The organism is Vicinamibacteria bacterium (assembly GCA_035620555.1).
In the GTDB taxonomy this organism is placed as follows: Bacteria; Acidobacteriota; Vicinamibacteria; order Marinacidobacterales; family SMYC01; genus DASPGQ01.
The window spans coordinates 1-19,290 of sequence record DASPGQ010000575.1 but is presented as its reverse complement, the minus strand read 5'-3'; the positions used below and the strand labels follow the sequence as shown (position 1 = coordinate 19,290).

The 19,290-nt window shown below is 62.3% G+C and carries 18 protein-coding genes; 7 read left to right on the top strand and 11 right to left on the bottom strand.

The annotated features are described in order from the left end of the window. Positions 1–38 precede the first annotated feature (38 nt). Positions 39–917, bottom strand: a complete 879-nt coding sequence (locus tag VEK15_23310) for a cytochrome P460 family protein (protein HXV63649.1) — start codon at positions 915–917, stop codon at positions 39–41. 63 nt (positions 918–980) lie between these two features. Beyond that, complete coding sequence (locus tag VEK15_23305; protein ID HXV63648.1) at positions 981–1,616, bottom strand: cytochrome P460 family protein; 636 nt, start codon at positions 1,614–1,616, stop codon at positions 981–983. A gap of 579 nt (positions 1,617–2,195) precedes the next feature. On the opposite strand from VEK15_23305, the gene VEK15_23300 reads away from it, so the two are divergent. From VEK15_23300 to VEK15_23290, 3 genes are all read left to right on the top strand, one after another. Further along, entirely contained in the window at positions 2,196–2,324 is a 129-nt protein-coding gene (locus tag VEK15_23300) for a hypothetical protein (protein ID HXV63647.1), read from the top strand. Positions 2,325–2,530: 206 nt separating this feature from the next. After that, complete coding sequence (locus VEK15_23295; protein ID HXV63646.1) at positions 2,531–3,103, top strand: DUF4142 domain-containing protein; 573 nt, start codon at positions 2,531–2,533, stop codon at positions 3,101–3,103. Positions 3,104–3,188: 85 nt separating this feature from the next. Continuing rightward, on the top strand, positions 3,189–3,632 hold the full coding sequence (locus VEK15_23290) for a heme-binding domain-containing protein (protein HXV63645.1): 444 nt from the start codon (positions 3,189–3,191) through the stop codon (positions 3,630–3,632). Positions 3,633–3,657: 25 nt separating this feature from the next. Here the strand turns inward: VEK15_23290 and VEK15_23285 are convergent, their stop codons facing one another. Together VEK15_23285 and VEK15_23280 are read right to left on the bottom strand one after the other, a co-directional pair. Then, entirely contained in the window at positions 3,658–4,326 is a 669-nt protein-coding gene (locus VEK15_23285) for an MOSC domain-containing protein (protein HXV63644.1), read from the bottom strand. 87 nt (positions 4,327–4,413) lie between these two features. Beyond that, positions 4,414–4,857 (bottom strand): hypothetical protein, encoded by a 444-nt coding sequence (locus VEK15_23280; protein HXV63643.1) that lies wholly within the window; start codon positions 4,855–4,857, stop codon positions 4,414–4,416. Positions 4,858–5,239: 382 nt separating this feature from the next. Here VEK15_23280 and VEK15_23275 point away from each other — a divergent pair, with 382 nt between their 5' ends. The 3 genes from VEK15_23275 to VEK15_23265 all read left to right on the top strand — a co-directional run bounded on the left by VEK15_23275 (position 5,240) and on the right by VEK15_23265 (position 7,041). Continuing rightward, positions 5,240–5,749, top strand: a complete 510-nt coding sequence (locus VEK15_23275) for a GNAT family N-acetyltransferase (GenBank protein ID HXV63642.1) — start codon at positions 5,240–5,242, stop codon at positions 5,747–5,749. 313 nt (positions 5,750–6,062) lie between these two features. Beyond that, positions 6,063–6,536, top strand: coding sequence for a DinB family protein (locus VEK15_23270; protein ID HXV63641.1), 474 nt, complete (start codon positions 6,063–6,065; stop codon positions 6,534–6,536). 154 nt (positions 6,537–6,690) lie between these two features. Beyond that, complete coding sequence (locus tag VEK15_23265) at positions 6,691–7,041, top strand: DUF1801 domain-containing protein (GenBank protein HXV63640.1); 351 nt, start codon at positions 6,691–6,693, stop codon at positions 7,039–7,041. 327 nt (positions 7,042–7,368) lie between these two features. Here the strand turns inward: VEK15_23265 and VEK15_23260 are convergent, their stop codons facing one another. Together VEK15_23260 and VEK15_23255 are read right to left on the bottom strand one after the other, a co-directional pair. Next, entirely contained in the window at positions 7,369–9,447 is a 2,079-nt protein-coding gene (locus VEK15_23260; GenBank protein HXV63639.1) for a C39 family peptidase, read from the bottom strand. A gap of 16 nt (positions 9,448–9,463) precedes the next feature. Further along, a complete protein-coding gene (locus VEK15_23255; protein HXV63638.1) occupies positions 9,464–9,850 on the bottom strand; it encodes a hypothetical protein in 387 nt (128 codons plus the stop codon). A 250-nt stretch (positions 9,851–10,100) separates the two neighbouring features. Here VEK15_23255 and VEK15_23250 point away from each other — a divergent pair, with 250 nt between their 5' ends. Beyond that, on the top strand, positions 10,101–11,666 hold the full coding sequence (locus tag VEK15_23250) for a serine/threonine-protein kinase (GenBank protein ID HXV63637.1): 1,566 nt from the start codon (positions 10,101–10,103) through the stop codon (positions 11,664–11,666). 79 nt (positions 11,667–11,745) lie between these two features. Here the strand turns inward: VEK15_23250 and VEK15_23245 are convergent, their stop codons facing one another. The 5 genes from VEK15_23245 to VEK15_23225 are packed head-to-tail and all read right to left on the bottom strand — an operon-like array spanning position 11,746 to position 18,867. Beyond that, positions 11,746–12,495: a radical SAM protein gene (locus tag VEK15_23245; GenBank protein ID HXV63636.1), complete on the bottom strand. Its 750-nt coding sequence runs from the start codon at positions 12,493–12,495 to the stop codon at positions 11,746–11,748. After that, the gene (locus tag VEK15_23240) at positions 12,488–13,954 is read right to left on the bottom strand and encodes a coproporphyrinogen-III oxidase family protein (protein HXV63635.1); all 1,467 of its coding nucleotides are present in this window, start codon (positions 13,952–13,954) and stop codon (positions 12,488–12,490) included. The genes VEK15_23245 and VEK15_23240 overlap by 8 nt, the downstream gene beginning before the upstream one ends. Next, positions 13,942–15,561: an FAD-dependent oxidoreductase gene (locus VEK15_23235; protein ID HXV63634.1), complete on the bottom strand. Its 1,620-nt coding sequence runs from the start codon at positions 15,559–15,561 to the stop codon at positions 13,942–13,944. Before VEK15_23235 ends, VEK15_23240 begins: the two co-directional genes overlap by 13 nt. Beyond that, entirely contained in the window at positions 15,561–18,059 is a 2,499-nt protein-coding gene (locus VEK15_23230; GenBank protein HXV63633.1) for a serine/threonine-protein kinase, read from the bottom strand. Before VEK15_23230 ends, VEK15_23235 begins: the two co-directional genes overlap by 1 nt. Positions 18,060–18,072: 13 nt before the next feature. Continuing rightward, entirely contained in the window at positions 18,073–18,867 is a 795-nt protein-coding gene (locus tag VEK15_23225) for a hypothetical protein (protein HXV63632.1), read from the bottom strand. Positions 18,868–19,290 lie beyond the last annotated feature (423 nt).

The window sequence follows — 19,290 nt, the reverse complement described above, 5'->3', positions numbered from 1 at the left end:
CTTCGCTCCGGTCGGGTCCTGCCAAGCAGACCTGAACGTCATTCTTCCACGATCACGGAACCCTTCATGAAGGGATGGGGCGTGCAGTGGTACGGGAACGTCCCCGTCTTGTCGAAGGTGATCTGGGCGCTTTCGCCCGGTTCCATGATCCCCGTGTCGAAGCTCGTGTCGTTCGCCGTCGCCGTATGCACAAAATCGTCTCGGTTGACCCAGGTGATCGTCTGTCCCGGTTTGACCCGGATCACGTTCGGCGTAAACGAGAGATTCTGGACGATCACGATGAGTCCCTCCGCGGGGACTTCTGTATCACTGGCCATCGCAAAGTCGATCGTCGATTCGTCTTCCGTCAGGGAAGCCGCCCCGAGCGTGGGATAGCCCTGGACATAGACCCAGTCGGTCTTCTGGGCCGGCACATGGCACGAGCGACACTCTCGAGAGTAGCCCTCGGTGACGGTTGTGCTCGGGTCGTTGGAGTCGAACAGCGCCCATCCCCAACCATCGCCCCATAGCGGGTTTGCCTCGAAACGGCCCTTGATGTCCTTGATCATGACGAACCAAATGTCGGGTGTTGCAGCCCAATTGGCCCGACCTGTCGTCATGGTGCCGGATCGGCGGCTCCGCACTTCCTTGACGAGGGTCGCGCCGTCGGGAAACTTCTGATGCTCGCGGAAATACGACGCCGATTCCGGCTCCGTGTATACGTCATGAAAGGACGAATCGCCGTTCGCCCCCTCGACGAACCAGGACCCCAGATGCTCGAAGCAGGACCGGAAGTCGGGTGGAAGGCCGATGTTTCCCTCCGAATCGACCCATGGAGAGAAATCCTCCTCGAATTGCAGGTACGCTGCAGAGCTTAGCGTTAGCGCTCCAATCGGGAACGCCATGAGTATGACCATCAGTAATGCCGCGTCTTTCATGGATACCACCATCGTGCTCGAAGCAGAGGGCCCCTTCGGTCGAAGCCCTCTGCCGAGTCCGTGTCAGTCGGATGATCCAGTCGGCTTCGCCGCCCGCAGTACGGGATAGTATTGGGTAAAGACCCAGTCCTGATCGGCGTTCGCCCCGTGGCACGCGTTGCAAAACATCGTGTCCTGAGGCTCTGACGCGTCTTTCAAAGGGTAGCTGTGACCAAAGCTGTAGTAGGCCCAACTTCCGGGCTCATCAGGGAATCGGTTCGAGTCCTTGATTGCGGCTTCGAGGCCCATGAACTCCCCCATGAAGTAGCCCACGCCGCTCGTCGCCCGTTTCGAGCCTACGCTCACCAGCTCCTTGATGATCACGGTTCCGTCTCGGAATTCTCCCGTGCTCTCGTAGTGCGCGAAATCGTCCGGATGGATGTAGACGTTGTGGAACTCCGGGAACGGTGCTTCGGGAGGATTCAAGTCATTCGGCGTTAACGGCGTGCCGACGAAGATCCAATACCGATAGCCTTCGGGCCGCGTCATGACGTTGTTCGCGTCGACGGCTGGTTTCGGCAAGGAGCCACTAGTCGACTCACGACGGGGTTGGCTCTCCGACACCGACGAGCAAGCGGCCAACGCCAGGATCGCCAACGACCCGAGAATCCTCGCCAGGGCTCGAGCCCTGCTTCCACTGAAATTGCTTTGCTTGGTCATTTCTATCTCCTGCATTCGGGTGCATGTTTGATTTCGAACACAAACAAGGAATGGCAATTCCTGTGCCATCGGGCGAGAGCGCGCAAAACATCGTGTGAAGCGAATTCCGCGGAATCGCCATGGCGACATGTTGGGAGTCTTTCGAAATACTGCGACTCCTAGAATCCGGTCGCACTACGGGTCGTAACACGTGGACTCGGTGCGTGCACAACAAGCGCTTCGATGGCACGTCAATCGCTGCTCGTCTCTCGGAGCCTTCTTCAAGTGAAGCAAGCCGCGCTCGAAGCGAACCTTTGGTCGCGTTTACCAGCGCGAGAAGATTTGAAGCACGACTATGAATCTAGAGACGACGACACTGACGAGGAGGGATCATGAGCCTTTGGTCCGCTTTCACTAATCTCTTTAGTAAAGAAACCGTTTCAGAAGAAACATACGCCAGCGAGGCCGGCGAGGCCAAAATCGCGCTCTCCGTCGAGCTCGCGCCGAATGCTATGTGGCGCAAGCTCGCACGTCGATGGCGGAAAGCGCTTCAGCGTTATCCGAATAGCTCCCGGATACTGAACAACCTCGGGGTCGCCTATGAGCAACGGCCTCTTCCGAGCTGCGGGTGAGAGTTATCGCAAAGCCCTCGAGCTCGCTCCTGACGACACCTACATCCGACGAAACTACGAGCTCTTCAAGAAAGGGGCCGAAGAAAGAACCCGATGAGTCGAGCGCGGCGGACTTCAAACGAGGCACCTCACGAAATGTCGTGCGACTCTCAGCATTTCGTCGAACACCGATCCGTCCGAACTACAAAAACGCCGCTTGCCCTACTGACACCCACGTTTGCGGATTGGCCTGGCCTTTGCAATGTGATTCGAAGAGAGCGACTTCAGCACGATGCTGCGGTCGCGAACGAAAGGAGAAGCATGATGCATTTGAAGAAAAACATCCTATCTGGCGTCGGACTCGTCGTGGCCATCGTCGCCTTCGCCTCCGCACAGATGTCGAGCAACGGGATGAGAGGCATGGACGATGACATGGCTCCGCTCGACGACGCGCGAATCGCACACATCGCGGTGACCGCCGACAACATCGATATCGCCTACGCTCATCTTGCGCTCGCATTTTCCGCGAATCCCGAGGTCCGACGTTTCGCCGAGACGATGATCTCCGATCACGGGGCCGTTAACGCGAAGGCCGCCGCCCTCGCGCAAAAGCTCGGCCTCGCACCACTGGACAACGAGGTCAGCCAGCAACTCATCGATCAAGCGAGCGCCAAGATGGACGAGATCAGCCAAAAACGCGGCGCCAACTTCGACCGCGCCTACGCTGCGAACGAGCTCGCCTATCACCAAGCGGTCAACGCCGCAGTGAGAGACACGTTGATTCCGAATACCAAGAACCCGGAGCTGAAGAAACTTCTCGAATCTGCAGTTCCAATCTTCCTCGCGCACGAGGAGCATGCCAGGCGGCTGAACAAAGCCGTCAACGGCGGATCCTGAGGCGCTTCACACCCCCTGAACCCCAAGCCGACAATGAGGCCTCCGCCTTCGGAGGCCTCATTCGAGCTCGAAAGGATTCGTCATCATGTCTGCAAAAGTTCTGGCACTTTTGTTCTTAGGTGCCGTTGCCGTGCTGGCTCAGGTCTATCCGCCGATCGCGCGTGTCAACCCGCCAGCTTCCGTGGAGATCGCGGCTCCCCCTGAGGTCCGGCGAATCTTCCGCGGTTCTTGCTACGACTGTCACTCCAACGAGACGCGATGGCCCTGGTACAGCTACGTGGCCCCAGGGTCATGGATGGTGGCTGGCGACGTCCACGATGCGCGCTCGCGGATGAATTTTTCACGATGGCCCCACGCCGTCTCTTCCGAGGTCGACTGCTACTTCAAACGCCGCATCATCGAGCGCATCGGCAAGGGTGAGATGCCGCCGCTCCGCTATCGACTTCTACACCCTTCGGCCACCGTGACGGATGAAGACGAGGCGTTGCTGCGGAATTGGACAACGGAGCAATGCGGCGAAGGAAGCTGACAACACCGGCCGGGTGTCGACTCGCTCAGCAACAGCCAGGAGCCTCGGAGCTTTCCTTCTCGAGGCGGCTCTCCGCCCAGGCGCGCCAGCTTTCCGATATCTGCGGCACCGCGACGATCTTCCCCGCTTCGTGTTGATCGCGAGTAAAAATCCGGAAAACGTCGCCAATCGTGACGTCGTGATCGGGGCGCGAGACGATCCGGATCGTATCGCCCGCCCCGAGATCGCCCTCTCGGACGATTCGCAGGTAGCTGCCGGGCCGCCCCGCCTTGGTGAACCGACGCGGGAAAGCCGGATCGTTCATACGGACCCCGAACCGCCAGCACGGAATCCGGGGCTCCGAGACTTCGACGATGACACCGCCAATCTCCCAGCGTTCGCCGACCAGTGAGCGGGTCACGTCGATCCCCTCGGTCGTGAGATTCTCGCCGAACTCACCGTTTTCCAGACGCCGGCCGAGCTCCTTTTCCCACCACCGGTAATCTTCGATCGCATAGGCGTAAATCGCCTTGTCGGGTCCGCCATGGGCGGCTCGATCCGCCTGCTCGTCTCCAACCAGGTTGACGCCGCGCGCGACGACGCGGCCCGGGACGGGTTGCTTCCATATAGCGCTCCTGGCAGGACGCCCGTTGTAATCGAACTCGCGGATCGTTCCGACGTTCACCGAGAGAACTCTTCCCCTGGCGTGTGACATCCTCATCCTCCGAGTTGGTCAGTATTCACTTTAACCCAGCAAAGCAGCCCGATCCGGTGAACGTATTCACAGAGGAGGGTTCAGCTTCTATCTCTCGGGGATGAGATGCCCCATCGACCAGCCGATGAGTCCGATGATCGACGTGATGATCGTGTTCACGACGAGTCCGAACGCCCGGATCCCCATGGCCTGAACGAGCGTAACCGGCTCGAACACGTTGAGCGCCGTGGGATGGTTGAAGTAAGTGTCCGCCCCCACCAGGTACGAGCCCACCGTGGCGAGGAAAATGAGAACCTGCGCGCTCAAAGCGATCGTGCCGCCCACAAGCATCCCCTGATACCACTTGTAGCTCCGAGCCCGCCGGGAGAACGCGCCGAAGAAGAGCGCCGCGAACCAGGAGAACGTCACCATGCTGAATACATGAGTCCCCTGGGCATAGGCGACGTCGAAGGCACCGAGGACCAGGCGCCCGATGAGGAACACGACGAGCCAGATGATGGCGAAGCGAACGAACCGAAAATACTCGGCCATGAACCCTCCTACGAAGTGGCGAAAGCTTATAGCGAACGTCAAACCCACCGCCACCCAGGATCTCTTGACTGCTGCGTCTCGAACCGCGCGGGGCCAGGGGTCCGAGCCCCCTCGAACAATTGCCTGGTTGAAAGACTCCCGCCGTCGCTCGTAGAATACGTAGAGGTTCGCGCGGCTTTTATCGTTCTATGCAGTCGCACTGCAACAGATCGCTCCCGCACCTTGTGAGTCATCCAGGACAGGCCAGCCTCTGGAGGCGAATTGCACGACACAGACAGTCAAGCCCGTTCGAAATACGCGACAACCGTCGCAGTCCATCTGCAATGTGCCGGCCGACAATCGACGGAACGATCGAGTAACTGACAGGCGGGGCAGAGCGCGAATGCAGGATCTCGCTATTCGGGATGCGGTCGCTGCGGACATGCCGGCGCTTTGCGCTGTGCGCCGCGCGCGCTCGCAGCACGAGGGCAAGATGGCGGAGGCGGCCGCCGCCACGGCGAGGTTCCTTGTCGCGGTAACGGACGGCCACATCGTCGCCTTCGCGAGCGTGTTCCTTCGGCACCCCGTGAAGGGGCCGCCGAAGTCGTACGTCCCCAAGTTGAGCGATTGCTTCGTTGCGCCCAGGTATCGGTCGCTCGGCATTGGTCGCGCTCTCGTGTCCGCGCGTGAACGAATCGCGCGCGCCGCAGGTTGCGAGCATCTGTACGTGAGCGTCGATCGGGTCGAGAACCCTCGATGGTTCGACTTCTTTCGACGGCGTGGGTACTGGCCCCTTCAACCGGAACCATATCGAAAGCGCGAGCTGCGATTCTCGGATGACGGCAAGACCGAAGAAGTGCTGGCCCGGCGCCAGGATCTGGTTGTCGATCTGTGTAGGATCGAGCCCGCCTAACAGACCGCGGCAGCCGAGGAGCGGCAGGTCGTTGGGCCCGCGAAGGATTCTCGTAATCGGATGTGCTAGCCTGGCTTGCCAGCAAACAGACGTTGCTGACAGACGGTGATCTTGGCCATGATGCGCGACACGCTAACGGGAGCGGGCCTGTGGGCTTGACCCAGGACGACATCGAAGCAATTCCGCACGGTCGTCGAGCAGGATGCTGACGCCGTGAGACGCGCCGACTGGGCAGCAGTGATGCGCCTGTTCGCCGTCGACGCCGTCCGCTTTCCTCCGCACCGATAGGCCGATAGAAAGGTGAGTGAGCGTGATGGTCGGCGAGATGATGCGGCTGGAGGAGCAGCTTCGGCGGGCGCTCGAGGGAGACGCCTGGCATGGCCCATCGGTACTCGAAGCCCTTGCAGGCGTGTCGGCTGAGCAAGCCAGCAGCCATCCAATCCCGGATGCACGCAGCATTTGGGAATTGGTCCTGCACATCGGCAGCGATTACGCTCTCGTTCTGCGCAGACTGGCGGGAGATGGGCGCCAGCTCACGCCGGAAGAGGATTGGCCTTCATGTCCGCCGGCGACGGCCGAAAACTGGCGGCAAGCTGTGGAAGCGCTCCGCGGGTTGAATCAGCAGCTCCGGGAAGCGGTGCGCAGATTTCCGGCAGAGCGGCTCGACGAGCCGCTCGTCCCCGAGGCCCCGTACACGGCTTACACTCAGTTCATCGGTGTGACACAGCACAACCTGTATCATGCAGGCCAGATATCACTCTTGAAGCGAGCGCTGGCCATCGCCTGATCATGCGGCTCATGCAGGGAGTGCCGAACAATGAGTTGGAGTGGAGGCGCTAGGACTTCGTAAGGGCATGAGATACTTGCACGGCTGTTGGGCATTCGTCGGCGCATTCGACGCGCCGCCGCGAACGTAACGTTAGGCTCTTAGGAGACAACCTATGCATTCCGATGCAATCACCGTTGACGGGTACATCGCCTCCTTCGATGGAGAGAAAAGCGACCTGCTCAAGAAGTTGCGGCAAGCAATCCTTGAGGTTGCACCTAATGCTGTCGAGTCCATGAAGCATCGGCTGCCTTTCTACGAGATTGGCCCAGACGCCTTCGCATTCGCCGTTCAGAAGCGCTATCTGAGCGTGTACATCAACAATGAAGATTTGATCACCAAGCACGCCGCACACATCGGCAAGCACAGTCGCGGCAAAAACTGCATCCGCTACTCCAAGCCGGAGCATGTAGATCTGCCCGGGCTCGCAGCGCTGATCCGCGCCGTGTATGGCAAGCGGGCCTGACAATTTCGGGCATCGAGCAGACGAGGCCCATTCGCCGAGCCACGGTGCGGCTCAATGAAACGAGCCGCCTCGGTCCGTGTCGTGCCGGCGTGATACTCTCGGAGCACCGTCCTCATGGCGAGTTCTGGCAGCGAGGCGTTGCGAATCGCGGAGCTTGCGACCGCGATAAGAGGGTCCTCCGTGAAGCGCTTCCGTGCAGTCCCGCACGGTTTCGAAAACTGGCGGCCGTCGCCAGGGGCGATGAGCATTGCCGACCTCGCTCAACATTTGGTCGACGCCGATGGCGGGAAGAATCCACCCGGGGTCCTCAGGAAATCCGCACAATCGTTACCAGCTTGGCCACGGCAGGATCCAGCCGGCGGATAATGCGAACTCTCCGTCGCGCAGGCCCCATGCCGTATCGACTCGTAGAGCTCGTTGATCTCCAATCAACTTCAGCCGAAAACCGGCTCCGATGTCCACATGGAAAGACGTAGCCTGATTCGGCAGCGGTTTCGTCGCCTTTCCCACGTCTGCGAAAAGCGCCACCCCGAATCGCAGGAATCGCGTCGTGGGAAACCAGGTCTGAGACTCGAGCCCTCCGTGCACTAGCGTTCGGCCAAAAGCTTCCCCCCGAACGACACCGTCCTGGAGAAGTGGATGGGCTCGCAGCAAGAGTGGGCGGGCGTGTCCCGTACCGGCGCCGGGCCACAGATCCAAAGGCGCACTCCTCGTTGCGACCTGCACACCGGCGCGCGCCACGAGCCCGCTATCCCTCACCGAGGACCGCCACGCGGAGCTAACCGACGCGACACCAAAGGCCTCTGACTTCGCCAGACCCATCCACCCGGCGGTGCCCACACGGAGCGCGGCTCGATCCGCGGCGAGCCTCTTTTCGAGCCCCCCTCCGACGAACGCGTAGCTCCCGCGGCCATTCCACCGATCCAGTCCGGTTTGAAAATCCCATCGAGAATCGGCAGTCCTCCAGTCCGAGATGCTGAGTTGGGCTTGTCGGCGCTCTTCGCGAACGACGGTACCGACCGCTTCGGAAGGAACACCCGTGCCGTACGATTGACGTTCCCAGAGGCCTTCCACCTGCCAGACTCCGGGAAGCTTCCATGGACGAGGAACTGCCAATGCGACGGACAATTTCGGACGGTCCTCCCACCAGCGCCAACTCCCGCTCCACAACTCCCCTCCTCCACTTGGGCTCGAGAGCTTCAGAGAAAGCTCCCGTTCGATTGCGGCATCCATCGCGGCGGCTGCGATCCCCGTACGACCCCCAAAAGCCAATGGGCGCTCGACGATGGACGCTTCCACCTCCGCCAAGCCACCGGTCAAAGGCTTGTAGCCGATGCGAGAGCTCGATTGGACGGGGAGGGACGAAAGTCGTCTCCGCGCCCGCTCGATCTTTTCAGACGTGAGCAACTCGCGTGGCGGCAAGTCGAGAGATTGGACAACGACTTCGTAGCGAGTGCGGGTCAGGCCATCGACGCGAACGAGGTCGATTCTGGGTTCGTCGAGCTGGTTCCAGGCGTCGAGTGCGCTGTCTGGGTCGTCCCGCAAGAACTCGCTTGCCGCAAGCGTCCGCCAGGCGTGACTGTCTGAAGCGTCGAGAGCCACCGCTTGTCGAGCGAGCTCCGCCGACTCGTCCCAGCGCGATTGGACGAAGCGAACACCGGCGAGCTCTCGCAAGGGAGCCGAGGAGTCCGGACACAACTCCAGGGAAGCTTCGAGAAGCTCCCCGGCATCGGTCACGCTGCCACCGCGGGCGATTCGTACGGCTTCCTCGACCATGCCCGAACAGGAAGGTGGAGGGGAATCGCGCGGCGGCGACTCCACCTGCTCACTCGCTTCCGTCCGGTGTTGCTCCTCGGGGGGCAGGATCAGGAGCGCCCAGAACTTCGTTGTTGCCCAAACGGTGTGAAACTCCTCGGCTCGAACGAGACGATACGGAGCGCGAGCGGGATCGTGGAAGATAAGGCGCCCGGGAAGCCAGCCGATGAGCACCACGTAATGGTAACGTTCCGGGCCGACCTCGACGAGCACGACCAACGGGCGGCCCCGAGCGAGCTGGCTCCGCGCCAGCTCTTCGTCACCTCGAAAAGCCATCGCCGACCATCCACGCTTCCGGATGGCGTCGGTCAAGGTCTCGGTCGGGATACCTCGCTTGCCCGGCTCCACGAGCCCGGCGAAATCCTCCGCATAGATTCCGCGTTCTCCCCAGTATCGCAGCACCATCGCCGCGGCCGCCCCGCCGCAGAGCTCCTCCGACTGCGATGTGTAGGGAACGTCCAGGAGCCAAGCAGGCTCTCGACGCGGGAGTTCGGTGCCGGATTCGTTGCTCCTGGGTCGAGCATTTGCTCCGTCGGCGAGAAAAGGCGACCCCAGCAGCACCCCCAGCACGACAGCGGGTGCCAACGCCATAAAGGCGACCTTCTGCTTATGTAGCGACGATGATGAGAATCAAGACCAACAGCGCGATGATGATGGTGGTCGTCGATATCGTAATCGACTCACCTCCAGAGAGGCCGGCCTCCGCGGCCCCCGCCATCGACGCGAGCTCGATGAGCTCTTCTCCCTCGAGGGTGTCCACCGCGGCCTCCGCGCGCTTCAGATCGAGGCCGATCTTCTCGGCCAACGCGCGCACCTGGGAGTCCTGCAACAATCGCAAGATCGCCTCACGTTGCGTTTCATCGTCACCAATATGTTCCGCGAGAGCTTCCTCCATTGCTTCTCGATCCACGACATGCGAATCCTGCGCGATCGCGGGCGTAACGGCCAGAACGACGCTAACGAACGAAGCCACGACTTTCGCCTGCCTGAGCATGGCCGCCTCCAGTCGGAAGGGATCTCTCCGAAAGGAAAGATCCGCTACCGCTTTAGATTTTTCTCTATGATCACAAAGTAGCACTCCGCCTCGAGGTCCGCAAACCGCTTGCGTCTGCCGTCGGGGCCACGTAAGCTACTTCTCATCACCTAAAGCTTGCATCGCTACCGCGTCGCGGGACGGCTGTTCTCGTCATGTGCGAAAGTCTCAACTCCAGGACGCTTGCCCGCGCTCACGGCTAGGACTGCTCATGAATGTAAGGACCCTGGGCCGGTACGAGATCCGCGGCGTGATCGGGCGAGGAAGCATGGGCGTCGTGTACCACGCACACGACCCCGTCATCGATCGACCGGTCGCCCTCAAGACCGTGGTCATCCCGGACTCGATCGCGGAATCGAGGAGGGAGGTCTTCTTGAAGCGCTTCTTTCAAGAGGCGCGGGCTGCGGGGAAGCTCCTACACCCCAATATCGTCGTCACCTATGACGCCGCAACCGACGAGTCCAACGGCATCCCCTTCATCGCGATGGAATTCATCGAAGGCGAGTCACTGAGCCAGCACCTCAAACGCAAGAACCGGGAAGATTGGAAGAAAGTCGTGGCATGGGGCGTGGCGCTTGCTCGCGCGCTCCACCATGCCCACCAGGAAAGAATCGTGCACCGGGATATCAAGCCCGGGAACGTCCTGATCACCCGGCGTGGGGTTCCCAAGATCGCTGACTTCGGTATTGCGAAACTGCCCGCGGCGAACCTCACGGGGACGGGCATCGTCGTAGGAACACCCTATTTCATGTCACCCGAGCAGCTCCGCGGGAAAGAGCTCGATGGCCGAAGCGACCTCTTCTCGCTCGGAGCACTTCTCTATAACCTCGTCGCGGGACAGCGCCCTTTCGAGGGCAAGGAGCTCGCCGCCATCGCCAGCCAGGTTCTCCTCGAGAACCCTCGGCCCCTGTCGGAGATCGTTTCCGATGTTCCGCCGGCGCTCGACGGAGTACTGGCTCGGGCTCTCGCGAAATCGCCGGGTGATCGCTATGCATCCGGTGAAGAGCTCGCCCAGGACCTGCTCGCGGTGAAACAGGAAAACCCCTCGCGAGAAACCCTGGCGCCGGCGGAGCGAGCTCGAGCCTCGGCCGTTTTGCCGCCGCAGCCGTCAGCGGTTCCACCCGCTCCGGAGCGGAGGAACGCAACAAGCCCTACCGTCCGATCCCAACGAGCCTTCGCTCCCTTCGGGGCTGGGCTCGGACGTTTCCGGCGTTTCCGCACACGCTTCGTGGTGGCAGGCATCCTGGCGTGCCTCCTGGCAATGGCCCTCTTCTATCGCGATGAAATCGCTCAACGTAAACTCTTCTTCGACGCGAGAACCGCCGTGAAAAACGGAGAGCTCGTGCTCGGCGAGCAGAGACTCGAAGAGCTTCTCGAGAGAAACCCCCAGTTCGACGAGGCTTCGAGCCTTCTCCTGGCCGTGAGCGGAAAGCTCGTCCTACCGGCGTTGCCTCTCGAGCTCACGGTAAAACACGATCATTCTCTCGGTTCATGCACCGGCAAGCTGACTCTCCACGAATCGAGCATCGAATACTGGTCGAGAAAGCACGGGCTTTTGCAATGGCGCTTCGAGTACCTGCAAAGCATCAGCAGACGCGGCTCGCGGGGAATCACCGTGCAGACGTACGAAGATGACGTGCTCGGCCTCGTCAGCGACAAGAACTACAACTTTTCCGTTCTCGGCGACCCGCCGGACGACGCACTCTGGAAGCGTTACGAGAGACTCTTTCAGAACGGACAAAGAACGGAACGCGAGAGATCTCCTGCGCCGCAATGAGCTCCGTTCGCCAGGCGAGCGACGAGATGCCTCCCGACCTGCTCCTGTCCGGCGCCGAGCGTCCCGTTGATAATGATGATCAAGCGGAGCGCTCGAGCTGCGGCGTCTCGGTCAGACGATAAGCGTCTCCAATCGTTCCATCGGGAAAGAGGTTCAAGCTCCGGCACTCGGTCTTGTCGAAATCCCAGTAGGTCACTTCCATCCCACGGTAGTCCATCACCGGGTTGCCTTTGAACCGGCCCACGACGGGAAGATCGCGGAGTACATCCCACTCCCGCGTTTCACCGAAGAGCTTTCGCACCACGAGCCGCCGAACACCGATGCGGTGGCATCTCTTCACGAACCCGTCTAGTTCGGCGACGTTGGGCTCGTCGATAACGCACGAGACCTTGACCGGGATGGTTGCCTCGCGAAGGATGGCGGACAGATCGGGCACGCGTCGGGAGCCCATCATCTTCTCGTAGGTGTCCGGTTCGAAAGAAGGAAAGGAGATGCAGCCGCGATCGTATCGATTGAAGACGGTCATCTTCCGGAGCGACAAGACACCGTTCGTGTGAATCGAGTACCGCGTTCGGGGGTCAAGTCTTGCCCTCAGGTGGTCGAGCAGGAGCGCCTCGTGGCGGTAGAGGTGCGGGTCGCTCACGGTGCCGGTGAAAACGATCTCCCGAACATTCTCCGCCCGTACGCGTTCGATGAAGCCGTCGAGATTCTCGAGAGGCCAGAGGCTCAGATTGTCGACGTTCACTCGATCCGGAAGCGCTTTACCGATGCACCAGGGGCAGGCGCGGTTGCACCGACCGGCGAAGAGGATGTTCGCGAAGTCATACATGAACGAGCTCCTCATCGGCGGTCCTCGCCGCCTGGCGCCGGTGGCGCGTCATGTCCTGGGCCCGCTCCGGGTCGCGCTCGAGGAGATAGCGCTGGATCGAAGGCGCATAGAAGAGCGCATGCACGCCGTTCTTGTGCTCGACCCCGCGCGATGTGAGACCCAGCACCGCTCCCCGGACCTCCATGAGCCCTTCCCGAAGCAGAAAGGCCACGGCCTCGGGATAAGCCGTGTCGAGGCTCACCCCGAACTTCGCCGCGAACGCCGCCAGATGAATCTCTCCGAAGTAGAAGCTGACCGAACACATCTTCCCCATCATCTGCACGGCGGGAAGATCGTACAGATCCTGGATGGGAAGGCGCCCCTCCCGCGCGCTCTTCAAGTAGGGAGCGAGGTTCTTCCCCGCGGCGCCGTCGTTGTAGGAGATGGTCGTATGGGTGAACGACTGCGCCCCCAGCCCGAGGCCGAGATACGGCATGCCCTCGATCACCCGGCGGGCGAGGTAAGAGCTCGTCCCGACATCTGCCGGGATGCGGCTGTAGGTCGTCTTGCCCGGGCTCGCCCGATAGCCCGCATCCGCCAGCACCTCCTTGGCGAGCGCCGCCATCGGACGGACGTCGTCGAGCGTCACGTGTGCCGCCTGGTGCGAGATACGGGTGAGCTTGTAGCGCATGCGATAGAGCGTGATGTACTCGGGTCCGAGCCCGATGGCGTGCTCGAGCGTCGCTCGCCAGCTGTCGAGGCTCTGGCCCGAGAAGCCGTACATGAGATCCAGATTCAGCCGCTCGAATCCCGCGGCCCGCACGTTGGAGACGGCGCGGCGATGCACCCCGACGCCGTTCTCTTCGCGGTTCAGCACCCGCAGCAGGTCCGGCTCGATCACCTGGATGCCCATGCTGATTCGGTCGATGCCCGAGCGGCGGTACGCCGTGAGCTTGTCGGGATCCGAGGCCGCGATCTTGGGAGTCGTCTCGATGCTGATGTCCGAGCCGGGCGCGAACCGAAAGCAGGCGCGCACCGAGCTTAGAATGCGAGCGATCGCTTCTGCTGGCAAGAACGAGGGCGTGCCCCCTCCGATGTCGAGCCCGTGGAGCAGCCGGCCTTCGGTGCCGATGACGTCTTCATAAAGCTCCAGCTCTCCGAGGAGCGCCGCGACATAGTCTTCCGCACCCCCATGCTCCGAGCGCCGCGTCACCGTATACTCGCAAAACGAGCAGCGGGTCTCGCAAAAGGGAACGTGAACGTACAGGCCCAGGTCTCGGATGCCCTGCCAGGCGCGAACCACCGTGGACGCGACCCCCACGCGGGGTACTCGATACGGACGCCAGGTGCGCTCGTGAGCGATGGGATAGGCCGTGTTCGCGATGTGGTGGTTGCGGAGGCCCGCCTCGAAGATCGCCCGGGGATCGAAGCGGCCTCGATCCTCCTCGGAAGGATCCCTCCATTCCCTCACGCCGGCCATGACGCCACGCCTCCCGATAGATACCCCGCCGATTTCAGCCCCGACCCTCGAGCGATACGCGCCGCGAGATAGCCCTTCCGGCCCGTTCCGCAGAGGAAGACCACCGGGCGCGACCGAGCGAGCGACCGCACCTCGCTCATGCGTTCGCGAAGCTTCTCGAGGGGGATGCGCCGTTGCGCGCGAATCGGACCGCCCCGTCCTTTCTCTGCGGTGGATCCCACATCGATGACGACCGGCTTCTCCTTCTCGATCTCCGCGGGCGTCCAGGCGCGGGCCGTGCGCTCCCGGCTCCACGCCGCCACCTGGCCGGAGACGTTGGTCACGTCGCGGGCCATTGCGTAAGGCGCGGCATAGGCGAGGTCCAGCCCCGCGAGCGCCTCGACGTCGAGCTTGCCGAGAATCGCGGTCGCGAGCACGTCGATGCGTTTGTCCGTTCCGGCACCACCGAACGCCTCGGCGCCGACGATCCTTCCCGAGCCCGGCTTGTAGAAGATCTCCATCGTGATTTCGTTCGCTCCGGGAAAGTAAGGATCTCGGTCGAAACCGTGCACCCGGGTGACCGCCGTCTTTTTCCCGTTCGCCGTCCAGCCCGTGCGTCCCACCGTGAGCTCGCCGATGCGAAGGATGGCGGTCCCGAGCACCGGCGCCATCTTCTGGTCGTGGCCCGCGGCGTTGGCGCCGGCTACTTGCCCGCTGCGATCCGCCACGCTCGCCTGCGGGAGCCAGACCCTCTTGCCCGTCACCGCATGCTTCGAGCTCACGCAGACCCCGCAGGCGAACACGTCCTGAAGGCTCGTTGCCATGCGGCGGTTCACCTTCACCGAGCCGTCGCGAAGAAGTCGCGCGCCGGCCTTTCTCAGAAGCTCGGTGCGCGGCTCGACGCCCGTGCAAACGACCACCAGATCCGCCGGCACCGATCCCTGCCCATTGAAAAGAAGCTCGGTCACGCGTCGATTTTCTGTCGAGACACGCGTAACTGGCTGGCCCTCGACGACCGACGCGCCCTGCGCGTTCAACACCTCGCGCACGCGCGCGCTCGTTGCCGGCGAATAGCTCCCCAGGATCCGCTCACTCTTTTCGACGACCGTCACCTGGCATCCCCGTCTGAGGAAGCCATCCGCCGCCTCGAGCCCGAAGTAGCCGCCACCGAGGATCACGACGCGATTCGTGCCTCGTTTCAAAATCCGAAGAATCCCTTCGAGATCGGAGAGGCGACGAAACCGGAAGACGTTCGTCGCACCCTCGAGTCCCTCGATCGCCGGAACGGGCGAGCGAACCCCCGTCGCCACCACCAGCCGGTCGTAGCGCAGCGGGCCGTCGTCGAGTTCGAGCTCGTGGGCTTTCGCATCGATGCTTCGGACTTCGACGCCGGTCCGCACGTCGACGTTATAGACGTCACGAAAGAAACGAACGTTCTCGCGGTTCAGCGCGCCAGGACCTTCGATCTCGCCCGAAAGAAGATGGGCGAGCCCTCCGATCCCGTAGCTCACCTCTGGCCCACGCTCGAGAAGGAGGACCTCGGCGCCCTCGTCGAGCTCCCGAGCCCGAGCGGCTGCCACCGCCCCGCTGAAGGCACCACCCACGACGACGATACGTCTTCGAGCCATTAGATCACTCCTTTCACACCACGCCGCGATACGACGAGGCCGTAGAGCGTGAGGGCAACGAGAAAGGACAGCATAGTCAGCGTCGCGCCGGCGTACCACTCCGACCAGTCGTCGGTGATCGGCGTCGAGCGCAGCGCGAAGTCCACCATTCCGGCGACGACGATAGCGAGAAAGCCGAAGCGAACCATCGTCCCGATCGCGATGGCGATTGCGAGCAGAGTCTGCAACCAGCTGAGGAATTCCCCGGCCTGAGCCGCCACGAGAATCGCGACCACGGCGAGCGTCAGACCCGCCGCCGCCCAGGTTCTCCCGACGAAGAAGCGGCTCACGACGAAAAGGAACAAGAACAAGACCGTGTTGTTCACCGCGAAAGTCGTCCAGGTGAGAATCGCGGAGGCAACGTAGCGTGAGCCGAGCAGGACGCCTGGACTCGGAAGCTCTGGAGGAGTCCGGGGCTGACCCATGGTCGTCGCCAGCGTGTCAGCGAGCGGAACGGTGGCGGCCATCGCAACGCCGGCGAGGACGCCGATGAGCACGTCTCTCCCGACGAGCGGATCGCGCCCTTGGCCCCCGAGCAGTCGGTTCCAGGCGATAAGCCCGTGAGGCCAGATGCGCCGGGCGAAGGGCTCCAGTGCGAGATAGAAGACCCAGAAGACCACGGCCGCGAACGTCGCTTCCAGCAGCACCTCGAGCCAGCGGTTGAGCTCCCGCGTTGGATCGGCGTAGTGCTCGAGGCCGAGAACGAGTCCCGCGGCGTTGACCGCGAACATCGCCGCCGCGAGCCGGGCGGCCCCTCTCCGATCGGCACGGCCGCCCTTCCAGTGCCGTCGCGCGAGCAGGGTGACCCCCACGAGGACCGCTAACCCGATGCCCGTCGCGGCAAAGGATAGAAGTCGAGAGAGCGCCGTGTTCTCCTCGTCGGCGCTCGATTTCGTCGCCGTGAAGCTCGCGGCGTCGTCCACGCGAAAGTACACGGGAGCGCCCGCAAGGGAGCCGGCCTCCACCCGCGTGGAGGAATCCGGTCCCTTCCACGAAAACCTCTGCTCCGCGAATACGGGTGGAATCCAATCCGGCTCCGCGGGGACGAAGCTCTCGGAGTCGAGCTCCGCGGCTTCGAAGAGCACGCTCCAGTCGGTGGCCGCAAGCACCGATGGGCCCGGAACCCTTACGAGCTCGACCAGCCGGCCGGCCGGGTCCAGCTCGATCCGCGCCATGCCCGACTCGTTCATCGGAGGATCGCGCACGCTCACCCGATCGTTGAGGCCGAACGTCTCGAGAGGCGTGGAACTTCCACGGAACCAGAACCGGAGCACGGGAGGCGCGTCGTCGGTGCGGAATCCGAAGCCCGTGTGGGGAAACGCCTCGATTCCGAGCTTCGCGACCAGCGTTTCGGCGCGATCGACGAGCACGGCCGGCGGTTTGAGCTCGGGGAGCTCGGCGAGAAGGAGGCGCGGCGCTCGTAGCGCGACGAAGCCCATCAGTCCAAGGGCGATGGCGCCGACGCCGGCAAAGGCTTTCGGCGCCGGGATGGCACGACGCTCGCCTGCCGCGGCGACGAGCTCGGGCGACGGGGTCTTTCCCGCCGCCAGCGCGTCGGCGAGCGGATCGGCGCCGGGAAGCATCGCTGCGAGCTCGAGCGCCGAGGCGGGTCGATCCTCGGGGCGCGGCTCGAGGCATCGCAACACCGCCCGCTCCGTCTCAACCGCGATCGCACGCGACGACGACGGAAGCTTCACCGCGGAGAGCTCACGAGGCGACGAGGGCTCCTCGAAAGCGCGCCTCCCGGTGAATACTTCATAGAGAATGAGCCCGAGCGAATAGAGGTCGGTGCGCGCGGAAACGTCGTCGCCCCGTATTTGCTCGGGCGCCTGGTAGGCGGGTGTCCCCGACCGAAGGTCCTCGATCTCGCCTATCACCCCCGCGAGCCCGAAGTCCATGATCCGTACCTGCCCGCTTCCGTCGATCATCACGTTCGCCGGCTTCAAGTCGCGGTGGACGATACCTTCCTCGTGGGCGGCCGCGAGACCGGCGGCGAGCTGACGGGCGACCTCGAGTCCCTTCTCCTCCGGAAGGTGCCCGATGCGCCGGAGCAGAGACGCGAGGTCCTCTCCATCGACGTACTCCATTGAGAGAAACGGTCGGCCTTCGACCTCTCCAATGTCGTACATCCGGCACGCGTTCTTGTGGGTGACGCGCCGAGCCACCCGCACTTCGTTGTGGAACAACGCGAGCCGCATCGGGTCCCGCGCGAGAGCCGCGGGCAGGAACTTGAGGGCCACCTCCTGATCGAGCGTCAGGTCATGAACGAGATACACCTCGCCCATTCCGCCCCGTCCGAGGAGACGAACGATGCGATAGCGCCCCGCCACGACGCTTCCCGAAGCCAGCGCGGCGGGCTCTCGAAGAGAGGATGAAAAAGAAGACCCGGGCGATGCGGCCGTTCCGCTCGAGCTCGTGCGCGCAGACGTCTCTTCTTCGCTCGCCCCGGGCCCTTTCACTTCCGCGTGTTTCTTAGTTCGACGTCGGCGCCGCCGGCATGTTCGAGAGATCGGGACGAAGCTGGCCGATCTTCGTCTCGAAACGCCGCGTCAAAGCGAGCGTCTTCATATTGAGGTCCTGTCCCTCTTTGCCCAAGGTCTCGAGAATCTTCGCATTCTGGGTCTCGAGATCCGCAGGGCTCGTTCCCTCCGTCGTAACCACGACGAGCGGCAGGTCGTCGCCAATGAGAACCTGAAAGACAGTGAATCCATCGTTCACGTTGTGCTTCGCGAAGAGCGCGGCCCATTCCTTCGAGATCGCCTCGACTTTAGACTCCGCCTCGGGTTTGATGTAGTAGAACTCGTAGCGGATGAACTTGACTTCTTCCGGCTGAAGCCGAGGAGTTTTGGGCATATAAGAAAGATCGGGGCGCCTCATCGCGACGATCTCGGACGTGTGATCGATGTTGGGCGAACCCTTCATCATGAGGGCATCGAACTTCTCTTTCCCCATCTTCTCGGACATGTGTCCGAAAAACGCGTTCAGCTTGTCGATGTCGGCGAAGCTCTTAATGGGAAGGACATAGTAGTAATCGAACTCCGCCGTGGCGACCGCCATGTAGTTGAACTGATGCTCCGCGTCGGAGTGAGCCTTGACCGCGGCGAGAAAGTCGCGGGTCGCCGCCTCGTGTTCCATGATTTTCGACGGATGCACGACTTCGTGATGCACGTACAACATCTCCGGCGCCGAGCTCATCTGCGCCGGCGCAAGCGATGCGAGAAACGCAAAACCGGTAAGCACGGAAAAAAGAACCAAGAATCGTTTCATGGTCAGACCTTTCTGGGACTTATCCCTTCAAGAAAAACACTCGGTGACGTTCGTGGGAAGCATGAAAGAATACTCGAACTTTCGCGATCCGTCAACCGTGCTCCCGCGGTGGGTCGCGCGCTATCGAAGTGATGGAGTAATCGGCGGTCCTACCTGTCGCACGCCCTCCTTTTGCGAGGCGAACAATCCCTCTCCGAGCCTTCGAGCCTTCGAAAGTCCGGAGACGAAGCCATGTTCGTTCGGAGACGTCGCAAAAAAAAATAAAGAACATTTGACAGATTTGCGCAACAAAATTTAAGAAGGGTGCGGTTCGGGCTCACAATACCTCTCTGATGCGCCTCCTCCCCCAGTGAGGTCTCTCTCACCGAGTTTCCTCCGTTTCAATCGTTTCTCAATCCCGACGCCTCACCATGTCCAACGACG

Coding starts and splice junctions, on each gene's coding strand:
- VEK15_23235 (HXV63634.1), bottom strand. CDS start 15,561: ATGGCTCGAAGACGTATCGTCGTCGTGGGTGGTGCCTTCAGCGGGGCG.
- VEK15_23275 (HXV63642.1), top strand. CDS start 5,240: ATGCAGGATCTCGCTATTCGGGATGCGGTCGCTGCGGACATGCCGGCG.
- VEK15_23305 (HXV63648.1), bottom strand. CDS start 1,616: ATGACCAAGCAAAGCAATTTCAGTGGAAGCAGGGCTCGAGCCCTGGCG.
- VEK15_23300 (HXV63647.1), top strand. CDS start 2,196: ATGAGCAACGGCCTCTTCCGAGCTGCGGGTGAGAGTTATCGCAAAGCC.
- VEK15_23285 (HXV63644.1), bottom strand. CDS start 4,326: ATGTCACACGCCAGGGGAAGAGTTCTCTCGGTGAACGTCGGAACGATC.
- VEK15_23250 (HXV63637.1), top strand. CDS start 10,101: ATGAATGTAAGGACCCTGGGCCGGTACGAGATCCGCGGCGTGATCGGG.
- VEK15_23240 (HXV63635.1), bottom strand. CDS start 13,954: ATGGCCGGCGTGAGGGAATGGAGGGATCCTTCCGAGGAGGATCGAGGC.
- VEK15_23270 (HXV63641.1), top strand. CDS start 6,063: ATGGTCGGCGAGATGATGCGGCTGGAGGAGCAGCTTCGGCGGGCGCTC.
- VEK15_23295 (HXV63646.1), top strand. CDS start 2,531: ATGCATTTGAAGAAAAACATCCTATCTGGCGTCGGACTCGTCGTGGCC.
- VEK15_23225 (HXV63632.1), bottom strand. CDS start 18,867: ATGAAACGATTCTTGGTTCTTTTTTCCGTGCTTACCGGTTTTGCGTTT.
- VEK15_23265 (HXV63640.1), top strand. CDS start 6,691: ATGCATTCCGATGCAATCACCGTTGACGGGTACATCGCCTCCTTCGAT.
- VEK15_23280 (HXV63643.1), bottom strand. CDS start 4,857: ATGGCCGAGTATTTTCGGTTCGTTCGCTTCGCCATCATCTGGCTCGTC.
- VEK15_23260 (HXV63639.1), bottom strand. CDS start 9,447: ATGGCGTTGGCACCCGCTGTCGTGCTGGGGGTGCTGCTGGGGTCGCCT.
- VEK15_23245 (HXV63636.1), bottom strand. CDS start 12,495: ATGTATGACTTCGCGAACATCCTCTTCGCCGGTCGGTGCAACCGCGCC.
- VEK15_23255 (HXV63638.1), bottom strand. CDS start 9,850: ATGCTCAGGCAGGCGAAAGTCGTGGCTTCGTTCGTTAGCGTCGTTCTG.
- VEK15_23310 (HXV63649.1), bottom strand. CDS start 917: ATGAAAGACGCGGCATTACTGATGGTCATACTCATGGCGTTCCCGATT.
- VEK15_23290 (HXV63645.1), top strand. CDS start 3,189: ATGTCTGCAAAAGTTCTGGCACTTTTGTTCTTAGGTGCCGTTGCCGTG.